General features: G+C 70.4%; 18 protein-coding genes. 17 read left to right on the forward strand and 1 reads right to left on the reverse strand.

Annotation, left to right across the window (positions count from 1 at the left end; translation table 11 throughout):
• Window positions 1-34: 34 nt before the first annotated feature.
• From ACSHXN_RS32990 to nusB, 4 genes are all read left to right on the forward strand, one after another.
• A complete protein-coding gene (locus ACSHXN_RS32990) occupies window positions 35-907 on the forward strand; it encodes a Pro-rich N-terminal domain-containing protein (protein ID WP_355138153.1) in 873 nt (290 codons plus the stop codon).
• Between the two features lie 239 nt (window positions 908-1,146).
• A complete protein-coding gene (locus tag ACSHXN_RS32995) occupies window positions 1,147-2,253 on the forward strand; it encodes an aminopeptidase P family protein (protein ID WP_355138151.1) in 1,107 nt (368 codons plus the stop codon).
• 45 nt (window positions 2,254-2,298) lie between these two features.
• Entirely contained in the window at window positions 2,299-2,865 is a 567-nt protein-coding gene (gene efp, locus ACSHXN_RS33000; protein ID WP_355138149.1) for an elongation factor P, read from the forward strand.
• Between the two features lie 2 nt (window positions 2,866-2,867).
• Window positions 2,868-3,299, forward strand: a complete 432-nt coding sequence (nusB, locus tag ACSHXN_RS33005) for a transcription antitermination factor NusB (protein WP_059125544.1) — start codon at window positions 2,868-2,870, stop codon at window positions 3,297-3,299.
• A 155-nt stretch (window positions 3,300-3,454) separates the two neighbouring features.
• Here the strand turns inward: nusB and bldD are convergent, their stop codons facing one another.
• Entirely contained in the window at window positions 3,455-3,955 is a 501-nt protein-coding gene (gene bldD / locus ACSHXN_RS33010; RefSeq protein ID WP_355138147.1) for a transcriptional regulator BldD, read from the reverse strand.
• A gap of 266 nt (window positions 3,956-4,221) precedes the next feature.
• On the opposite strand from bldD, the gene pyrR reads away from it, so the two are divergent.
• From pyrR to metK, 13 genes are all read left to right on the forward strand, one after another.
• Window positions 4,222-4,794, forward strand: a complete 573-nt coding sequence (pyrR, locus tag ACSHXN_RS33015; RefSeq protein ID WP_438304724.1) for a bifunctional pyr operon transcriptional regulator/uracil phosphoribosyltransferase PyrR — start codon at window positions 4,222-4,224, stop codon at window positions 4,792-4,794.
• Window positions 4,795-4,883: 89 nt separating this feature from the next.
• Window positions 4,884-5,915, forward strand: a complete 1,032-nt coding sequence (locus ACSHXN_RS33020; protein ID WP_355138145.1) for an aspartate carbamoyltransferase catalytic subunit — start codon at window positions 4,884-4,886, stop codon at window positions 5,913-5,915.
• A 5-nt stretch (window positions 5,916-5,920) separates the two neighbouring features.
• Window positions 5,921-7,216, forward strand: a complete 1,296-nt coding sequence (locus ACSHXN_RS33025) for a dihydroorotase (RefSeq protein ID WP_355138143.1) — start codon at window positions 5,921-5,923, stop codon at window positions 7,214-7,216.
• On the forward strand, window positions 7,213-7,773 hold the full coding sequence (locus ACSHXN_RS33030) for a PH-like domain-containing protein (RefSeq protein ID WP_438304729.1): 561 nt from the start codon (window positions 7,213-7,215) through the stop codon (window positions 7,771-7,773). Before ACSHXN_RS33025 ends, ACSHXN_RS33030 begins: the two co-directional genes overlap by 4 nt.
• Window positions 7,770-8,912 carry a glutamine-hydrolyzing carbamoyl-phosphate synthase small subunit gene (gene carA, locus ACSHXN_RS33035; RefSeq protein WP_355138139.1) on the forward strand — a complete coding sequence of 381 codons (1,143 nt, stop codon included), beginning with the start codon at window positions 7,770-7,772 and terminating at the stop codon, window positions 8,910-8,912. Before ACSHXN_RS33030 ends, carA begins: the two co-directional genes overlap by 4 nt.
• Window positions 8,905-12,213 carry a carbamoyl-phosphate synthase large subunit gene (gene carB, locus ACSHXN_RS33040; RefSeq protein ID WP_355138137.1) on the forward strand — a complete coding sequence of 1,103 codons (3,309 nt, stop codon included), beginning with the start codon at window positions 8,905-8,907 and terminating at the stop codon, window positions 12,211-12,213. The genes carA and carB overlap by 8 nt, the downstream gene beginning before the upstream one ends.
• 55 nt (window positions 12,214-12,268) lie before the next feature.
• A complete protein-coding gene (locus ACSHXN_RS33045; protein ID WP_355138135.1) occupies window positions 12,269-13,375 on the forward strand; it encodes a quinone-dependent dihydroorotate dehydrogenase in 1,107 nt (368 codons plus the stop codon).
• Complete coding sequence (gene pyrF, locus ACSHXN_RS33050) at window positions 13,372-14,274, forward strand: orotidine-5'-phosphate decarboxylase (RefSeq protein ID WP_356295015.1); 903 nt, start codon at window positions 13,372-13,374, stop codon at window positions 14,272-14,274. Before ACSHXN_RS33045 ends, pyrF begins: the two co-directional genes overlap by 4 nt.
• A gap of 277 nt (window positions 14,275-14,551) precedes the next feature.
• Window positions 14,552-14,875, forward strand: coding sequence for an integration host factor (locus ACSHXN_RS33055; RefSeq protein WP_055492888.1), 324 nt, complete (start codon window positions 14,552-14,554; stop codon window positions 14,873-14,875).
• Between the two features lie 37 nt (window positions 14,876-14,912).
• Window positions 14,913-15,470: a guanylate kinase gene (gene gmk / locus ACSHXN_RS33060; protein ID WP_355138131.1), complete on the forward strand. Its 558-nt coding sequence runs from the start codon at window positions 14,913-14,915 to the stop codon at window positions 15,468-15,470.
• A 52-nt stretch (window positions 15,471-15,522) separates the two neighbouring features.
• A complete protein-coding gene (rpoZ, locus tag ACSHXN_RS33065; protein ID WP_005319902.1) occupies window positions 15,523-15,795 on the forward strand; it encodes a DNA-directed RNA polymerase subunit omega in 273 nt (90 codons plus the stop codon).
• A gap of 149 nt (window positions 15,796-15,944) precedes the next feature.
• On the forward strand, window positions 15,945-17,147 hold the full coding sequence (gene coaBC / locus ACSHXN_RS33070) for a bifunctional phosphopantothenoylcysteine decarboxylase/phosphopantothenate--cysteine ligase CoaBC (protein ID WP_355138129.1): 1,203 nt from the start codon (window positions 15,945-15,947) through the stop codon (window positions 17,145-17,147).
• 238 nt (window positions 17,148-17,385) lie between these two features.
• Complete coding sequence (metK, locus tag ACSHXN_RS33075; protein WP_355138127.1) at window positions 17,386-18,594, forward strand: methionine adenosyltransferase; 1,209 nt, start codon at window positions 17,386-17,388, stop codon at window positions 18,592-18,594.
• Window positions 18,595-18,679: the final 85 nt, after the last annotated feature.

Genomic DNA, 18,679 nt, shown 5'->3' on the forward strand with positions numbered 1-18,679 from the left:
GAGCCCCGAAGACGACGAGACGGAGTGGCACCGGATGCAGCACGCAGTGGGAGCTCCGCTGCCGCCGCCCCACCAGCCGGGGCAGGGTCCGGAGACCGCCTGGTCACCGGCCGCACACCACCCGGGACAGCCGGGCGGCCACCCGGGACCCGCTCCGCAGCCCCCGCCCGCGTCCGCGCCGGGCTTCGCGGCAGCGCCCATGCCCCCAGGAGCACCCTCCGCCCACGTCCCGCCCCCGCAGCCACCGGTGCCTCCGGCGCCCGATGCGACGGGCCATGTGCAGCTTCCGCCCGGCGGCCCGGTCGGCATACCGAGCGCCCCGCCGGCCAGCGGGGCGCCCGATCCCTCGTCCACCACACTCGCCGTACTGCTGATCGGCCCGGCGGGCGCGGGCAAGACGAGTGTCGCGAAGTACTGGGCCGACCACCGACGCGTCCCCACGGCCCACATCAGCCTCGACGACGTGCGCGAGTGGGTGCGCTCGGGCTTCGCCGACCCACAGTCGGGGTGGAACGAGAACTCGGAGGCGCAGTACCGTCTCGCCCGCCGTACCTGCGGCTTCGCGGCCCGCAACTTTTTGGCCAACGGCATCTCGTGCATCCTCGACGACGCCGTCTTCCCCGACCGCCCCGTCGTCGGCCTCGGCGGCTGGAAGCGGCACGTGGGACCCGGTCTGCTGCCGGTCGTGCTGCTGCCCGGTCTGGAGGTGGTCCTCGAGCGCAACGCGGAGCGCACCGGCAACCGCCGCCTCACGGACGAGGAGGTCGCCCGCATCCACGGCCGGATGGCCGGCTGGTACGGCTCGGGGCTGCCGATCATCGACAACTCCCAGCTCGACGTGCCGGGCACGGCCCGGGTTCTGGACGAGGTCCTGGTGCGCTCGATCGCCAGCCCACCGACGTGGTGAGGTGACACGGAGGGCGAGCCGACGGCGGATGCCGTGGCGGCCTTCGGCGCGGTCAGCCGCTCAGCATGCGGCAGGAGAGGTCCGTCGCCCCCTCCCGGCGCGCTCCGGCAGGGCCTCCCGAGGGTTTGTGACCGCCTTCGCGGGTCGGCCCACACGCCCGGAACTCCGTCGGACGGCGCCCGCCGCCCGTCCGGACCTCTGGACCGGCGACATCCGGCAGACGCTCGTAGGCTCGGGTCATGTCAGAGGTGTACGCGGCCCGCCGCGAGCGGCTGAGAGAACGCTGCAGCGCGGGTGGCAGCGCGACCGCGCTGATCTCCCGCCCTGCCAACGTCCGCTACCTCTCGGGCGCCGCGCCCGAGGGTGCGGTCCTGCTGCTGGGCATCGACCAGGACGTGCTGGTGTGCACCGGACCGCTGGACGACCAGTACGCCGACGGACGGCCGGACGAGGCGATGCGGGTGCAGGTGCTGCCGGTGCCCGCCGGCGACGCGGCCGTGGCCGCGGCCGACCTCGCGTCCGCGCAGGGCGCCGAGTCCCTGGCGGTCGAGGAGAACCACCTGACCGTCGGCCGGTACCGGGCCATGAAGTCGGTCGCCCCGCGGTTGCGGCTCGGCGACCTCGGCGGCGCGGTCGAGCAGCTGCGTGTGGTGAAGGACGAGGAGGAGATCGCCCTCCTGCGGATCGGCGCGGAGATCGTCGACCAGGCCCTGAGCGAGCTCCTGGAGTCGATCCTGGTGGGCCGCACCGAGCGCCACCTCGCGCTGGAACTGGAGCGGCGCCTCGTCGACCACGGTGCCGACGGACCCGCCTTCACCACCTCCGTCGCCACCGGCCCGAACTCCGGCCGCCGCGGCCACCGCCCCACCGACCGGCGCGTGGAGGAGGGGGACTTCCTCTCCGTGTGCCTCGGCGCCACCTACCGCGGCTACCGCTGCGAGATCGGCCGTACGTTTGTCATCGGCACCTCTCCGGCCGACTGGCAGATCGAGCTGTATGATCTGGTGTTCGCAGCCCAGCGGGCCGGACGGCAGGCGCTGACGCCCGGAGCCGCCTACCGGGACGTGGACCGCGCAGCGCGCCAGGTACTGGACTCCGCCGGGTACGGGAGCGGCATCCCGGCACTGACGGGGCACGGCGTGGGGCTCGAAATCGACGAGGACCCGCAGTTGGCTCCCGCGGCCATGGGTAAACTGGACGCTTGCGTGCCGGTCACCGTCGAACCGGGGGTCCACCTCCCGGGCCGGGGTGGTGTCCGGATCGATGACACGCTCGTCGTACGCCCCGAGGCGGACGGCGGACCCGAGCTACTCACCATCACGACCAAGGAGCTGCTCGCGCTGTAGCGCGCGCCCCCGGGGTCGTACGTCAGTCCAGGAGATTCCGCAACCGTGGCTTCCACGAACGACCTCAAGAACGGCATGGTGCTCAAGCTCGAAGGCGGCCAGCTCTGGTCCGTCGTCGAGTTCCAGCACGTCAAGCCCGGCAAGGGCCCGGCCTTCGTGCGCACCAAGCTCAAGAACGTGCTCTCCGGCAAGGTGGTCGACAAGACCTTCAACGCCGGTGTCAAGGTCGAGACGGCCACTGTCGACAAGCGCGACATGCAGTTCTCGTACAAGGACGGCGAATACTTCGTCTTCATGGACATGGAGACCTACGACCAGCTGCACATCGACCCGAAGGCCGTCGGCGACACGGCGAACTTCCTGATCGAGGGCTTCACGGCCGTTGTGGCGCAGCACGAGGGCGAGGTGCTCTTCGTGGAGCTGCCGGCCGCCGTCGAGCTGATCGTCGCCGAGACCGAGCCGGGCGTCCAGGGCGACCGCTCCACCGGTGGCACCAAGCCCGCCACGCTGGAGACCGGCCACCAGATCCAGGTCCCGCTCTTCATCACCACCGGTGAGAAGATCAAGGTCGACACTCGCTCGAGCGACTACCTCGGCCGGGTGAACAGCTAACCGTGGCTGCCCGTAACACGGCCCGTAAGCGCGCCTTCCAGATCCTTTTCGAGGGGGACCAGCGCGGGGCCGACGTCCTCACGGTCCTCGCGGACTGGATCCGGCACTCGCGCGGCGACACCCGGCAGCCGCCGGTGAGCGAGTACACGATGCAGCTGGTCGAGGGCTACGCGGAGCACGCGAGGCGCATCGACGAGCTCATCGCGCAGTACGCGGTCGGCTGGACGCTCGACCGGATGCCGGTCGTCGACCGCAACATCCTGCGTCTTGGCGCCTACGAGCTGATCTGGGTCGACGAGACCCCCGACGCCGTGGTGCTGGACGAGATGGTGCAGCTCGCCAAGGAGTTCTCGACGGACGAGTCGCCCTCGTTCGTCAACGGGCTGCTCGGCCGGCTCAAGGATCTCAAGCCGTCCCTGCGCCGCGAGGGCTGACGTACCCGAACGCCGGAGGGGCCCGCAGCACCCGTGCTGCGGGCCCCTCCGGCGTTCGTGGGAGCGCCGCGACACCGTCGACAGGCCGCCGGCCCGTCCGGAGCCATATGGTTCCGGACGGCCCGGCGGCACGTTTCTGCTGGAGGGTGGAGAGGTCAGTTCTCTTCGTGGGAGACGGCGCGGCGCGCGTCCGCGTCCAGTACGCCCCAGCTGATGAGCTGCTCGGTCAGGACCGAGGGCGACTGGTCGTAGATGACAGCGAGCGTGCGCAGGTCGTCCTGGCGGATCGACAGCACCTTGCCGTTGTAGTCCCCGCGCTGCGACTGGATCGTCGCGGCGTAGCGCTGAAGCGGGCCCGCCTTCTCGGCCGGCACATTGGCCAGCCGCTCAAGATCGAGGACGAGCTTCGGCGGCGGCTCGGCGGCACCACCGGGCGTGGTGCCAGGCAGCAGCTCCTGCACCGGGACCCCGTAGAAATCCGCCAGCTCGGCGAGGCGCTGTACGGTGACGGCGCGGTCTCCGCGCTCGTACGAACCGACCACGACCGCCTTCCAGCGTCCCTGGGACTTCTCCTCCACACCGTGGAGGGAAAGGCCCTGCTGGGTGCGGATCGCCCGGAGCTTGGCCCCGAGCTGTTTGGCGTATTCGCTGGACATATAGCTCCCCGGACACGGTGTCGACGTGCGGCTCGGCCGCGCGGCTGGTGACTCACTGTGAGGTTACGCAGCGTGACTCTGCCCCGTCAAGCCGAATGGTCCGGACCGACCCTTCCGTGGTAGACGGCCTGCGATGCCGCCGAACGGGTGAAGCGTGAACCCAGGGGGGTGATCGGCGCTCCTTCGGAAGGCTGGTAACGTGTATGGCGCAATTCCGACGTCCTTTAAGGTCCGTCCCGTGAGGCGGAGAAGGAGGTCCGTTTCGTATGGACACGCGGCATTCCGATGCCCGGCCCGTTCTCGAAGGCCCTGACATCGCGCGGGTGTTGACCCGCATCGCCCACGAGATCGTCGAGCGCGCCAAGGGCGCCGACGACGTGGTGCTCCTCGGCATCCCGACCCGGGGCGTCTTCCTCGCCCGGCGGCTCGCCGACAAGCTGGAGCAGGTGACCGGCCGCAGGATCCCGGTCGGCTCCCTCGACATCACCATGTACCGCGACGACCTGCGCATGCAGCCGCCGCGGGCGCTGGCCCGCACCGAGATCCCCGGCGACGGCGTCGACGGCCGCCTCGTCGTCCTCGTGGACGACGTGCTCTTCTCCGGCCGCACCATCCGCGCCGCCCTCGACGCGCTGAACGACATCGGGCGCCCGCGTGCTGTCCAGCTCGCGGTCCTCGTCGACCGAGGACACCGCGAACTCCCGATCCGCGCCGACTACGTCGGCAAGAACCTCCCCACGTCGCTGCGGGAGACGGTCAAGGTCCAGCTCGCCGAGGAGGACGGTCGCGACACCGTGCTGCTCGGTGTGAAGCAGACCGTCCCGGGCGCGCAGCGCTAGCACTCCGGCGTACGTCCCGCGAGTGCGTTCCTGCACGCGCCCGCCTGCCCGAAAACTCCCGAATGAACTTTTTTTACGGAGCCTGAAAGATGCAGCGTCATCTCATCTCGGCCGCCGACCTCACCCGCGACGACGCCGTCCTGATCCTCGACACCGCCGAGGAGATGGCCCGGGTCGCGGACCGGCCGATCAAGAAGCTGCCGACCCTGCGCGGCCGCACCGTGGTCAACCTCTTCTTCGAGGACTCCACCCGCACCCGGATCTCCTTCGAGGCCGCCGAGAAGCGGCTGTCCGCGGACGTGATCAACTTCTCCGCCAAGGGGTCCAGCGTGTCCAAGGGCGAGTCCCTGAAGGACACCGCCCAGACCCTGGAGGCCATGGGCGTCGACGCCGTCGTCATCCGGCACGGCGCCTCCGGGGCCCCGTACACCCTGGCCAACTCCGGCTGGATCGACGCCGCCGTGATCAACGCCGGCGACGGCACCCACCAGCACCCGACCCAGGCCCTGCTCGACGCTTTCACCATGCGCCGCCGCCTCGTCGGCCGGGACGCGGGGCTCGGCCGCGACCTGGCCGGCAAGCGCATCACGATCGTCGGCGACGTGCTGCACAGCCGGGTCGCCCGCTCCAACGTCGACCTGCTGCACACCCTGGGCGCCGAGGTCACACTGGTCGCCCCGCCGACCCTGCTGCCGGTCGGCGTCGGGTCCTGGCCCTGCGAGGTGTCGTACGACCTCGACAGCACACTGGCCAAGGCCGACGCGGTGATGATGCTGCGGGTCCAGCGCGAGCGCATGAACGCCGCCTTCTTCCCGACCGAGCGGGAGTACGCGCGGCGCTACGGCCTCGACGCCGACCGCATGGCCAAGATGCCCGCGGACGCCATAGTGATGCACCCCGGCCCGATGGTCCGCGGTATGGAGATCACCGCCGAGGTCGCGGACTCCGACCGCTGCACCGCCGTCGAGCAGGTGGCCAACGGCGTCTCCATCCGCATGGCCGTCCTCTACCTGCTGCTGGGAGGGAACGAGTCCGCCGTCGGCCAGGCCCGCCCGTCCGTCTCCCACCAGCCTTCCGACCAGCGCCCCGCGCACACCGTTTCCACGGACGAGGAGAAGTAAGACAGATGAGCAAGATCCTGATCCGTGGTGCGAAAGTGCTCGGCGGCGAGCCGCAGGACGTGCTGATCGAGGGCGAGACGATCGCCGAGGTGGGCACCGGACTCGCTGCCGGGGGCGCGCGGGACGTGACCGTGGTCGAGGCCGGGGGCAAGGTACTGCTGCCGGGCCTCGTCGACCTGCACACGCATCTGCGCGAGCCCGGCCGCGAGGACTCCGAGACCGTCCTGACCGGTACGCGGGCCGCCGCGAGCGGGGGCTACACGGCCGTGTTCGCCATGGCCAACACCTTCCCGGTGGCCGACACCGCAGGCGTCGTCGAGCAGGTCTGGCGGCTCGGCAGGGAGCACGGCTACTGCGACGTGCAGCCCATCGGTGCCGTCACGGTCGGGCTGGAGGGCCAGAAGCTCGCCGAACTGGGCGCCATGCACGAGTCGGCGGCCGGTGTCACCGTCTTCTCCGACGACGGCAAGTGCGTCGACGACGCCGTGATCATGCGCCGCGCCCTGGAGTACGTGAAGGCCTTCGGCGGTGTGGTCGCCCAGCACGCTCAGGAGCCGCGGCTGACCGAGGGCGCCCAGATGAACGAGGGCGTCGTCTCCGCCGAGCTGGGTCTCGGCGGCTGGCCGGCGGTCGCCGAGGAATCGATCATCGCGCGGGACGTCCTGCTCGCCGAGCACGTCGGCTCCCGGGTGCACATCTGCCACCTGTCGACCGCCGGATCCGTCGAGATCGTCCGCTGGGCCAAGTCCCGCGGCATCGACGTCACCGCAGAGGTCACCCCGCACCACCTCCTCCTCACCGACGAGCTGGTGCGCAGCTACAACCCGGTCTACAAGGTCAACCCGCCGCTGCGCACCGAGCGCGACGTGCTGGCGCTGCGCGAGGCGCTCGCCGACGGCACGATCGACATCGTCGCCACCGACCACGCCCCGCACCCCCACGAGGACAAGGACTGCGAGTGGGCCGCGGCCGCCATGGGCATGGTCGGTCTGGAGACCGCCCTGTCCGTGGTGCAGGAGACGATGGTCGACACCGGACTGCTCGACTGGGCGGGTGTCGCCGACCGGATGTCCTTCAAGCCCGCGAAGATCGGCCGGGCGACGGGTCACGGCCGCCCCCTCGTGGCGGGCGAGCCCGCGAACCTCACCCTCCTGGACACGGCATACCGTGGGCTCGTGAACCCCGCGGGCTTCGCCTCGCGCAGCCGCAACACCCCGTACGAGGGCCGTGAGCTGCCGGGCCGTGTCACGCACACATGGCTGCGGGGCAAGGCCACGCTCGTCGACGGGAAACTCGCGTGACACCTGTAATCCTGCTCGCCGCCGAGAAGCAATCGGCGGAAGTGACCGACTGGGCCGCGCGTATCGGCTGGCTCGTGGGGCTCGCCCTGTTCATCGCGCTCGTCTACTGGCTGATGCGCGAGGGCTGGAAGTGGCGCGGCACCCTCCAGGGCGGCCTGCCCGAGCCGTTCACCGCGCCCGAGGAGCCGGGTCCGGCGAGACTGAGCATGAGCGGCCGCTACCACGGTTCCACCTCCGCGGGGCAGTGGCTGGACCGGATCGTGGCCCATGGCCTCGGCACCCGCAGCCGGGTCGAGCTCACGCTGACCGACGCGGGCCTGGACGTGGTCCGCCCCGGGGCGAACGACTTCTTCGTCCCCGCCGACCGGCTGCGCGGTGCCCGCCTCGACAAGGGAGTCGCGGGCAAGGTGCTCACCGAGGGCGGACTGCTGGTCGTGACCTGGGAGCTCGGCGACAGGCTGATCGACTCCGGGTTCCGCTCCGACCACGCGGCCGAGCACAACGACTGGGTCGAGACCCTGAACCAGATGATCAACAAGACGGAAGGCGCACGATGACGACCTCCACCGGGGAAGCCACCAAGGTTCCCGCCGTACTCGTCCTGGAGGACGGCCGGATCTTCCGCGGCCGCGCCTACGGGGCCGTGGGGGTGACCTTCGGCGAAGCCGTGTTCTCCACCGGCATGACCGGTTACCAGGAAACCCTCACCGACCCGTCGTACCACCGCCAGGTCGTCGTGATGACCGCCCCCCACGTCGGCAACACCGGCGTCAACGACGAGGACCCCGAGTCCGAGCGGATCTGGGTCGCGGGCTACGTCGTGCGCGACCCCGCGCGCGTGCCCTCCAACTGGCGCGCCAGGCGCTCGCTGGACGAGGAACTGCGCCACCAGGGCGTCGTCGGCATCTGCGGCATCGACACCCGGGCACTGACCCGCCATCTGCGCGAGCGCGGCGCCATGCGCGTCGGCATCTTCTCCGGCAACGCCCTGCCCGACGAGGGCACGATGCTCGCCGAGGTGCGCCAGACCCCGGAGATGAAGGGCGCGGACCTCGCCGCGGAGGTCGCCACCACCGAGCCCTACGTCGTGCCCGCGATCGGCGAGAAGAAGTTCACCGTCGCCGCGGTGGACCTCGGCATCAAGGGCATGACCCCCCACCGCATGGCCGAGCGGGGCATCGAGGTGCACGTGCTGCCCGCGACGGCCACCGCCGAGGACGTGTACGCCGTGCACCCGGACGGTGTGTTCTTCTCCAACGGTCCGGGCGACCCGGCCACCGCCGACCGTCCGGTCGCCGTCATGCAGACGGTCCTGGAGCGCGGAACGCCCCTGTTCGGCATCTGCTTCGGCAACCAGATCCTGGGCCGCGCGCTCGGGTTCGGCACCTACAAGCTGAAGTACGGCCACCGCGGCATCAACCAGCCCGTGCAGGACCGTTCGACCGGCAAGGTCGAGGTCACCGCGCACAACCACGGCTTCGCCGTCGACGCCCCGCTCGACCAGGTGTCCGACACCCCGTACGGCCGCGCCGAGGTCTCCCACGTCTGCCTCAACGACAACGTGGTCGAGGGCCTCCAGCTGCTCGACCGGCCGGCCTTCAGCGTCCAGTACCACCCCGAAGCGGCAGCGGGCCCCCACGACGCCGCCTACCTGTTCGACCGCTTCGTTTCCCTGATGGAGGGCCAGCGTGCCTAAGCGCACCGATATCCAGTCCGTCCTGGTCATCGGCTCCGGCCCGATCGTCATCGGCCAGGCAGCCGAGTTCGACTACTCAGGCACCCAGGCGTGCCGCGTCCTCAGGTCCGAGGGCCTGCGGGTCGTCCTCGTCAACTCCAACCCGGCGACGATCATGACCGATCCGGAGATCGCCGACGCCACCTACGTGGAGCCGATCACCCCCGAGTTCGTCGAGAAGATCATCGCCAAGGAGCGCCCCGACGCTCTGCTGCCCACCCTGGGCGGTCAGACGGCACTGAACACCGCCATCAAGCTGGACGAGAACGGCGTTCTGGAGAAGTACGGCGTCGAGCTGATCGGCGCCAACGTCGAGGCGATCCACAAGGGCGAGGACCGCGACCGGTTCAAGGAGGTCGTGGAGGAGGTCCGCAGGAAGATCGGGCACGGCGAGTCCGCCCGGTCCGTGATCTGCCACTCCATGGACGAGGTCCTGGCCGGCCTCGAGCAGCTCGGCGGCTACCCGGTCGTCGTCCGGCCCTCCTTCACGATGGGCGGCGCGGGCTCCGGCTTCGCGCACGACGAGGAGGAGCTGCGCCGTATCGCCGGGCAGGGCCTCACCCTGTCGCCGACCACCGAGGTGCTCCTGGAGGAGTCCATCCTCGGCTGGAAGGAGTACGAGCTGGAGCTGATGCGCGACAAGCACGACAACGTCGTGGTCGTCTGCTCCATCGAGAACTTCGACCCGATGGGCGTGCACACCGGTGACTCGATCACGGTCGCCCCGGCGATGACCCTGACCGACCGCGAGTACCAGATCCTGCGCGACGTCGGCATCGCGGTGATCCGCGAGGTCGGCGTCGACACCGGCGGCTGCAACATCCAGTTCGCGGTGAACCCCGAGGACGGTCGGGTGATCGTCATCGAGATGAACCCCCGGGTGTCGCGTTCGTCGGCCCTGGCCTCCAAGGCGACCGGCTTCCCGATCGCCAAGATCGCGGCCAAGCTCGCCGTCGGCTACACGCTCGACGAGATCCCGAACGACATCACGCAGGAGACCCCGGCCTCCTTCGAGCCGACCCTCGACTACGTCGTGGTCAAGGCACCCCGGTTCGCCTTCGAGAAGTTCCCCTCCGCCGACAGCACGCTGACCACGACCATGAAGTCGGTCGGCGAGGCGATGGCGATCGGCCGCAACTTCACCGAGGCGTTCCAGAAGGCGCTGCGCTCGCTCGAGAGGAAGGGCAGCCAGTTCACCTTCGTGGGCGGGACGGGCGACAAGGCCGAACTGCTCGAGGCGGCGGGGCGCCCCACCGACGGCCGGATCAACACGGTCATGGAGGCCATCCGCGCCGGTGCCACCCAGGAGGAGGTCTTCGACGCCACGAAGATCGACCCGTGGTTCGTCGACCAGCTCTTCCTGATCAAGGAGATCGCGGACGAACTCGCTGAGGCGCCCGAGCTGACCCCCGAGCTGCTCGCCGAGGCCAAGCGGCACGGCTTCTCCGACCAGCAGATCGCCGAGATCCGGGGTCTGCGCGAGGACGTCGTGCGCGAGGTGCGGCACGCGCTGGGCGTGCGCCCGGTCTACAAGACGGTCGACACCTGCGCCGCCGAGTTCGCGGCGCGGACGCCGTACTTCTACTCCTCCTACGACGAGGAGAGCGAGGTCGCTCCGCGCGAGAAGCCCGCGGTGATCATCCTGGGCTCCGGCCCCAACCGGATCGGCCAGGGCATCGAGTTCGACTACTCGTGCGTGCACGCCTCCTTCGCGCTGAGCGACGCCGGGTACGAGACCGTGATGGTCAACTGCAACCCGGAGACGGTCTCGACCGACTACGACACCTCCGACCGCCTGTACTTCGAGCCGCTGACGCTCGAGGACGTACTGGAGATCGTCCACGCGGAGCGGCAGGCCGGTCCGGTCGCGGGTGTGGTCGTCCAGCTGGGCGGACAGACGCCGCTGGGCCTCGCACAGGCGCTGAAGGACAACGGCGTGCCGATCGTGGGCACCTCCCCGGAGGCGATCCACGCGGCCGAGGACCGCGGCGCCTTCGGGCGCGTACTGGCCGAGGCCGGTCTGCCGGCCCCCAAGCACGGCACCGCCACCACCTTCGGCGAGGCCAAGGCCATCGCGGACGAGATCGGTTACCCGGTCCTGGTCCGGCCGTCCTATGTGCTGGGCGGACGCGGCATGGAGATCGTCTACGACGAGTCCCGCCTCGCCTCGTACATCGCCGAGTCCACCGAGATCAGCCCCTCCCGTCCGGTGCTGGTCGACCGCTTCCTCGACGACGCGATCGAGATCGACGTGGACGCCCTCTACGACGGCGAGGAGCTCTACCTCGGCGGCGTGATGGAGCACATCGAGGAGGCGGGCATCCACTCCGGCGACTCGGCGTGCGCCCTGCCGCCGATCACGCTCGGCGGCTTCGACATCAAGCGGCTGCGCACCTCCACGGAGGCCATCGCCCGGGGCGTCGGCGTCCGCGGACTGATCAACATCCAGTTCGCGATGGCGGGCGACATCCTCTACGTCCTGGAGGCCAACCCGCGTGCCTCCCGGACCGTGCCCTTCACCTCGAAGGCGACCGCGGTGCCGCTGGCGAAGGCCGCCGCCCGGATCTCCCTGGGCGCGACCGTCGCGGAGCTGCGCTCCGAAGGGCTGCTGCCCGCGCACGGCGACGGCGGCGAACTGCCGCTCGACGCGCCGATCTCCGTGAAGGAGGCGGTCATGCCGTGGTCGCGGTTCCGCGACATCCAAGGGCGCGGGGTGGACACGATCCTCGGTCCGGAGATGCGCTCCACCGGCGAGGTCATGGGCATCGACTCCGTCTTCGGCACGGCCTACGCCAAGTCGCAGGCGGGGGCGTACGGTCCGCTGCCCACCAAGGGCCGCGCCTTCATCTCGGTCGCCAACCGCGACAAGCGGTCGATGATCTTCCCGGCGCGTGAGCTGGTCGCCCACGGCTTCGAGCTGCTCGCCACCTCCGGCACGGCCGAGGTGCTCAAGCGCAACGGCATCCACGCCACGATCGTGCGCAAGCAGTCCGAGGGCACCGGACCGAACGGCGAGCGGACCATCGTCCAGCTCATCCACGACGGCGAGGTCGACCTCATCGTCAACACCCCGTACGGCACCGGCGGCCGCCTCGACGGCTACGACATCCGCACGGCCGCCGTCGCCCGCTCCGTGCCCTGCCTGACCACGGTCCAGGCGCTCGCCGCCGCGGTGCAGGGCATCGACGCCCTCAACCACGGCGACGTGGGCGTCAGTTCGCTCCAGGAACACGCGCGGCACCTGACCGCGGCCCGCGACTAGCAGCCCGAGGGGGACACCGGAAACGGTGTCCCCCTCTTCACGAGGACACTGAGAGATGTACAAGCTGTTCTTCCGACTCGTCTTCCAGCGGATGGACCCGGAGCGCGCCCACCAGCTGGCCTTCCGCTGGATCCGTCTGGCCGTCCGGGTGCCCGTGCTGCGCACGCTCGTCGCCGCCGTGCTGGCGCCCCGCCACAAGGAACTGCGCACCGAGGCCTTCGGGCTGCGGATGCACGGCCCGTTCGGGCTGGCCGCCGGCTTCGACAAGAACGCGGTCGCGATCGACGGGATGTCGATGCTGGGCTTCGACCACGTCGAGATCGGCACGGTGACCGGGGAGGCGCAGCCGGGCAACCCCAAGAAGCGGTTGTTCCGCCTGGTCCCGGACCGGGCGCTGATCAACCGCATGGGCTTCAACAACGACGGCTCGCTGGCGGTCGCCCGGCGCCTGGCCACGCGCACGCCCGTGTTCAGGACGGTGGTGGGCGTCAACATCGGCAAGACCAAGGTCGTGCCGGAGGCCGAGGCCGCGCAGGACTACGTGAAGTCGACCGAGCGGCTCGCCGCCCACGCCGACTACCTGGTGGTCAACGTCTCCTCCCCGAACACCCCCGGTCTGCGCAACCTCCAGGCGACCGAGGCCCTGCGCCCGCTGCTGACCGCCGTCCGCGAGGCCGCCGACCGTACGGTGCCCGGCCGCCGCGTGCCTCTGCTGGTGAAGATCGCCCCGGACCTCGCCGACGAGGACGTCGACGCGGTCGCCGACCTCGCCGTGGAACTGGGCCTGGACGGGATCATCGCCACGAACACCACCATCGCCCGTGAGGGGCTCGGCCTGACGTCCGAGCCGGCCCTGGTGAAGGAGGCGGGCGGGCTGTCCGGCGCCCCGCTGCGGGCACGCTCCCTGGAGGTGCTGCGCCGCCTGTACGCACGGGTAGGTGACCGCATCGTCCTGGTGGGCGTGGGCGGCATCCAGGACGCGGAGGACGCCTGGCAGCGCATCCTGGCCGGCGCCACCCTGGTCCAGGGTTACAGCGCCTTCGTCTACGAGGGGCCCTTCTGGGGGCGCGCCATCCACAAGGGGCTCGCCGCGCGGCTGCGCACCAGCCCCTACGCCACCCTCGCCGACGCGGTCGGCGCCGACGTGAGGAAGCCCGTATGACCCTTCACCCGACATCCGGCCACGACCCCTCGACAGAGCCGTCCGGGCCGCCGCGGCTCTCCGCAGAGCCCTTCGGTGCCCGTCTGCGCCGTGCCATGGACGAACGCGGTCCGCTGTGTGTGGGGATCGACCCGCACGCGGCGCTGCTCGCCGAGTGGGGCCTGCACGACGACGTCGCCGGTCTCGAGCGGTTCAGCCGGACCGTCGTGGAGGCGACGGCCGACCGGATCGCCGTCCTCAAGCCGCAGAGCGCCTTCTTCGAGCGCTTCGGGTCGCGCGGTCTCGCCGTCCTGGAGAAGACGGTCGAGGAGGCACGGGCGGCCGGGGCGCTGGTGGTCATGGACGCCAAGCGCGGCGACATCGGCTCCACCATGGCCGCCTACGCCGAGTCGTTCCTCAGGAAGGACGCCCCGCTGTTCTCCGACGCGCTCACGGTCTCGCCGTACCTGGGGTACGGATCGCTGAAGCCGGCCGTGGACCTGGCGCGCGAGAGCGGAGCCGGGCTCTTCGTGCTCGCGCTGACGTCCAATCCCGAAGGGGCCGAGGTGCAGCACGCCGTGCGACCCGACGGCCGGAACGTGGCGGCGACGATGCTCGCCCACCTCGCCGCCGAGAACGCGGGGGAGGAGCCCCTCGGCTCCTTCGGCGCGGTCGTGGGGGCGACGCTGGGCGATCTGTCCTCGTACGACCTGGACATCAACGGGCCCCTCCTCGCGCCGGGCATCGGCGCCCAGGGGGCCACCCCGGCCGATCTCCCCCGGGTCTTCGGAGCCGCGGTGCGCCACGTCGTCCCGAACGTGAGCCGGTCAGTGCTGCGGCACGGTCCCGACGTCGTCGCGCTGCGTGACGCCGCGCAACGCTATGCGGAGGAGATCAGGGCCGCGGTGACGGCCGTCTGAACCCCGTGCGGCCGCCGGATGAGTCCTCCGGCGACCGCCTCGAGGCGGCCTTGAGTCTGAATACATCCTCAAATCCGGGGCAATATGTCCGAAAAGTCGGGCTCGGTGGAGGCTGACCAGGACTTTTCCGCTGTTCTCGCTGACTCCGGCGCACTTGACCGCTAGTCTCCGACGAGAGTGAACGGGCAAGCGTGTTGCTCGTGGCTCGCCAGGTGTGGGGCGACTAGGTTCCTCACCGGTCCGTATCCGACAGTTCGACATCCGAGGTGACGTAGGCGTGGCTCTTCCGCCCCTTACCCCTGAACAGCGCGCAGCCGCGCTCGAAAAGGCCGCCGCGGCTCGCCGGGAGCGGGCCGAGGTCAAGAATCGACTCAAGCACTCCGGCGCCTCTCTGCACGAGGTCATCAAGCAGGGCCAGGAGAACGACGTCATCGGGAAGATGAAGGTCTCCGCCCTCCTCGAGTCGCTGCCCGGCGTGGGCAAGGTCCGCGCCAAGCAGATCATGGAGCGACTGGGGATCTCCGAGAGCCGTCGTGTGCGTGGCCTCGGCTCCAACCAGATCGCCTCCCTGGAGCGCGAGTTCGGCGGCGCCGCCAGCTGAGTCCGGGACACTCCGGGATTGCTGGAATAATCGCTGCATGAGTGAACGTCCGCGGCTGACCGTGCTCTCCGGCCCCTCCGGGGTGGGGAAGAGCACGGTCGTCGCTCATATGCGCAAGGAACATCCCGAGGTCTGGCTCTCGGTGTCGGCGACGACCCGCAGGCCCCGCCCCGGGGAGCGGCACGGGGTCCAGTACTTCTTCGTCACCGACGACGAGATGGACAAGCTGATCGCCAACGGTGAGCTGCTGGAGTGGGCCGAGTTCGCGGGCAACCGCTACGGCACGCCCCGTGCGGCCGTGCTGGAGCACCTGGAGTCCGGCGTGCCGGTGCTGCTGGAGATCGACCTCCAGGGCGCCCGGCAGGTCCGTGAGTCCATGTCCGAGGCCCAGCTCGTGTTCCTGGCTCCCCCCTCCTGGGAGGAGCTCGTGCGCAGGCTCACCGGACGGGGCACCGAGTCGCCGGAGGTGATCGAGCGCCGCCTGGAGGCGGCCAAGATCGAGCTGGCGGCCGAGCCCGAGTTCGATATGACCCTGGTCAACACCTCGGTCGAGGATGTGGCGCGCGAGCTGCTAGCCTTGATGAACGTTGTGTGATCAGGTTTGTGTGATCAGGTCTGATCTTTCCCCATCTTTCGGAAGGTAGAGCGTGTCCTCTTCCATCACCGCGCCCGAGGGCATCATCAACCCGCCGATCGACGAGCTCCTCGAGGCCACGGACTCGAAGTACAGCCTCGTGATCTACGCGGCCAAGCGTGCCCGCCAGATCAACGCGTACTACTCGCAGCTCGGCGAGGGCCTCCTCGAGTACGTCGGTCCCCTCGTCGACACCCATGTCCACGAGAAGCCGCTCTCGATCGCCCTGCGCGAGATCAACGCGGGTCTGCTGACCTCCGAGGCCATCGAAGGCCCCGCGCAGTAAGTCGGCGCAGTACGTCCGGCGGAAGTTCATCGGCGGACCGCAGCAGTTCTTTCCACAGGCCCGACAGCAGTGCTGCCGGGCCTGTGGTGTGTCATGGATGGCGTACGCCTGTGAGTCGCGGCGTACGGATGTCGAGCGCGGGAGGCCCGGTGGGCAAGCCGAAGGTCGTTCTGGGAGTCAGCGGCGGCATCGCCGCGTACAAGGCGTGCGAGCTGCTGCGCAGATTCACCGAGTCGGGACATGACGTCCGGGTGGTGCCGACCGCCTCGGCGCTGCACTTCGTCGGCGCCGCCACCTGGTCCGCGCTGTCCGGCAACCCCGTCGCGACCGAGGTCTGGGACGATGTGCACGAGGTCCCGCACGTCCGCATCGGCCAGCACGCCGATCTGGTCGTTGTGGCCCCGGCGACCGCGGACGTACTGGCCAAGGCGGCCCACGGCCTGGCGGACGACCTGCTGACCAACACGCTCCTGACCGCGCGCTGTCCGGTCGTCTTCGCACCGGCGATGCACACGGAGATGTGGGAGCACCCGGCCACCCAGGAGAACGTGGCGACGCTGCGGCGCCGCGGCGCCGTCGTGCTCGAGCCCGCCGTAGGCCGGCTGACCGGCGTGGACACGGGCAAGGGCCGGCTGCCCGATCCCGTCGAGATCTTCGAGGCCTGCCGCCGGGTGCTGGCCCGGGGCGTGACGCAGCCCGACCTCGCGGGCCGCCATGTCGTGGTCAGCGCGGGCGGCACCCGTGAGCCCCTCGACCCGGTCCGTTTCCTCGGCAACCGCTCCTCGGGCAAGCAGGGCTACGCCCTGGCCCGTACGGCCGCGGCCCGGGGCGCCCGGGTCACCCTCGTCGCGGCCAACACGGGCCTGACCGACCCGGCCGGGGTCGACGTCGTGGAGGTCGGCACGGCGGTGCAGCTGCGCGAGGCGGTACTGAAGGCGGCCGCGGACGCGGACGCCGTGGTGATGGCGGCGGCGGTCGCGGACTTCCGCCCGGCGACCTATGCCTCGGGGAAGATCAAGAAGAAGGACGACCAGGAGCCGGAGCCGGTCGTCCTGGTCAGGAATCCCGACATCCTCGCGGAGATCTCGGCCGACCGCGCCCGGCCGGGGCAGGTGGTCGTCGGCTTCGCCGCGGAGACGGACGACGTGCTGGCGAACGGCCGCAGGAAGCTGGAGCGCAAGGGCTGCGACCTGCTCGTCGTGAACGAGGTGGGGGAGCGCAAGACCTTCGGCTCCGAGGAGAACGAGGCGGTCGTGCTGGGCGCCGACGGCAGTGAGACCCCGGTGCCGTACGGACCGAAGGAAGCACTGGCCGACACCGTGTGGGATCTTGTCGTCCCGCGCCTGTCCTGAGCGCCTCCTCCACGTCCCGGACCCGCCCGACCGGGACATTCGTGCGTGGCGGCCCTGGAAAAGAGCGCGGGGCATTGGGCAGAATGCCCGTGCCGCAGGTCACAGCGCTCCCAAGAGGCGAGACACGTGGGCCCGTGGCAGGACGCGACCGATAAACTGTTCCCGGACGACGCCGGGCGCAGCCCCCGTCCCGTCCACCAATGATCAGCCAGCAGCCGCTGCAACCACAGGGAGCGTTGTGTCCCGTCGTCTGTTCACCTCGGAGTCCGTGACCGAGGGCCACCCCGACAAGATCGCTGACCAGATCAGCGACACCATTCTCGATGCACTCCTGCGCGAGGACCCCACGTCCCGCGTCGCCGTGGAGACGCTGATCACCACGGGCCTGGTGCACGTGGCCGGTGAGGTCACCACCAAGACCTACGCGGACATCGCGACGCTGGTCCGCAACAAGATCCTCGAGATCGGCTACGACTCGTCGAAGAAGGGCTTCGACGGCGCCTCCTGCGGTGTCTCGGTGTCGATCGGTGCGCAGTCCCCGGACATCGCGCAGGGTGTGGACACGGCGTACGAGTCCCGTGTCGAGGGCGACGAGGACGAGCTGGACCGCCAGGGCGCCGGAGACCAGGGCCTGATGTTCGGCTACGCGTCGGACGAGACGCCGACGCTGATGCCGCTGCCGATCTTCCTGGCGCACCGCCTGTCCAAGCGGCTGTCCGACGTCCGCAAGAACGGCACCATCCCCTACCTGCGCCCCGACGGAAAGACCCAGGTCACCATCGAGTACGACGGTGACAAGGCGGTCCGTCTGGACACGGTCGTCGTGTCCTCGCAGCATGCGAGCGACATCGACCTGGACTCCCTCCTGGCCCCCGACATCCGCGAGTTCGTGGTCGAGCCGGAGCTGAAGGCGCTGATCGACGAGGGCATCAAGCTGGACACGGACGGCTACCGCCTGCTGGTGAACCCCACCGGCCGCTTCGAGATCGGCGGCCCGATGGGCGACGCCGGCCTCACCGGCCGCAAGATCATCATCGACACGTACGGCGGCATGGCCCGTCACGGCGGTGGCGCCTTCTCCGGCAAGGACCCGTCCAAGGTGGACCGTTCGGCCGCGTACGCGATGCGCTGGGTCGCCAAGAACGTGGTCGCCGCGGGTCTCGCCTCGCGCTGTGAGGTCCAGGTCGCGTACGCGATCGGCAAGGCCGAGCCGGTCGGTCTGTTCGTGGAGACCTTCGGCACGGCCAAGGTCGACGCCGAGAAGATCGAGAAGGCGATCGAGCAGGTCTTCGACCTCCGCCCGGCCGCGATCATCCGCGCCCTCGACCTGCTGCGCCCGATCTACTCCCAGACCGCCGCGTACGGCCACTTCGGCCGCGAGATCCCCGACTTCACCTGGGAGCGCACGGACCGGGTCGACGCCCTGCGGGCGGCGGTGGGCCTGTAGGCCCCTTCGCACTCGTGCCACGAGGCCCGGCACCCTTTTCGGGGGTGCCGGGCCTCTGCGTCTCGCGGATCGCCGGCACGGGCGA

Source organism: Streptomyces sp. HUAS TT11 (assembly GCF_051553595.1).
Classification (GTDB): Bacteria; Actinomycetota; Actinomycetes; order Streptomycetales; family Streptomycetaceae; genus Streptomyces.

Bases quoted from the DNA above. Each gene is read 5' to 3' on its own strand.
- ACSHXN_RS32990 (WP_355138153.1), top strand. From the start codon at position 35: ATGCAGCACGCAGTGGGAGCTCCGCTGCCGCCGCCCCACCAGCCGGGG.
- ACSHXN_RS32995 (WP_355138151.1), top strand. From the start codon at position 1,147: ATGTCAGAGGTGTACGCGGCCCGCCGCGAGCGGCTGAGAGAACGCTGC.
- bldD (WP_355138147.1), bottom strand. From the start codon at position 3,955: ATGTCCAGCGAATACGCCAAACAGCTCGGGGCCAAGCTCCGGGCGATC.
- pyrR (WP_438304724.1), top strand. From the start codon at position 4,222: ATGGACACGCGGCATTCCGATGCCCGGCCCGTTCTCGAAGGCCCTGAC.
- ACSHXN_RS33020 (WP_355138145.1), top strand. From the start codon at position 4,884: ATGCAGCGTCATCTCATCTCGGCCGCCGACCTCACCCGCGACGACGCC.
- ACSHXN_RS33025 (WP_355138143.1), top strand. From the start codon at position 5,921: ATGAGCAAGATCCTGATCCGTGGTGCGAAAGTGCTCGGCGGCGAGCCG.
- carA (WP_355138139.1), top strand. From the start codon at position 7,770: ATGACGACCTCCACCGGGGAAGCCACCAAGGTTCCCGCCGTACTCGTC.
- ACSHXN_RS33045 (WP_355138135.1), top strand. From the start codon at position 12,269: ATGTACAAGCTGTTCTTCCGACTCGTCTTCCAGCGGATGGACCCGGAG.
- pyrF (WP_356295015.1), top strand. From the start codon at position 13,372: ATGACCCTTCACCCGACATCCGGCCACGACCCCTCGACAGAGCCGTCC.
- gmk (WP_355138131.1), top strand. From the start codon at position 14,913: ATGAGTGAACGTCCGCGGCTGACCGTGCTCTCCGGCCCCTCCGGGGTG.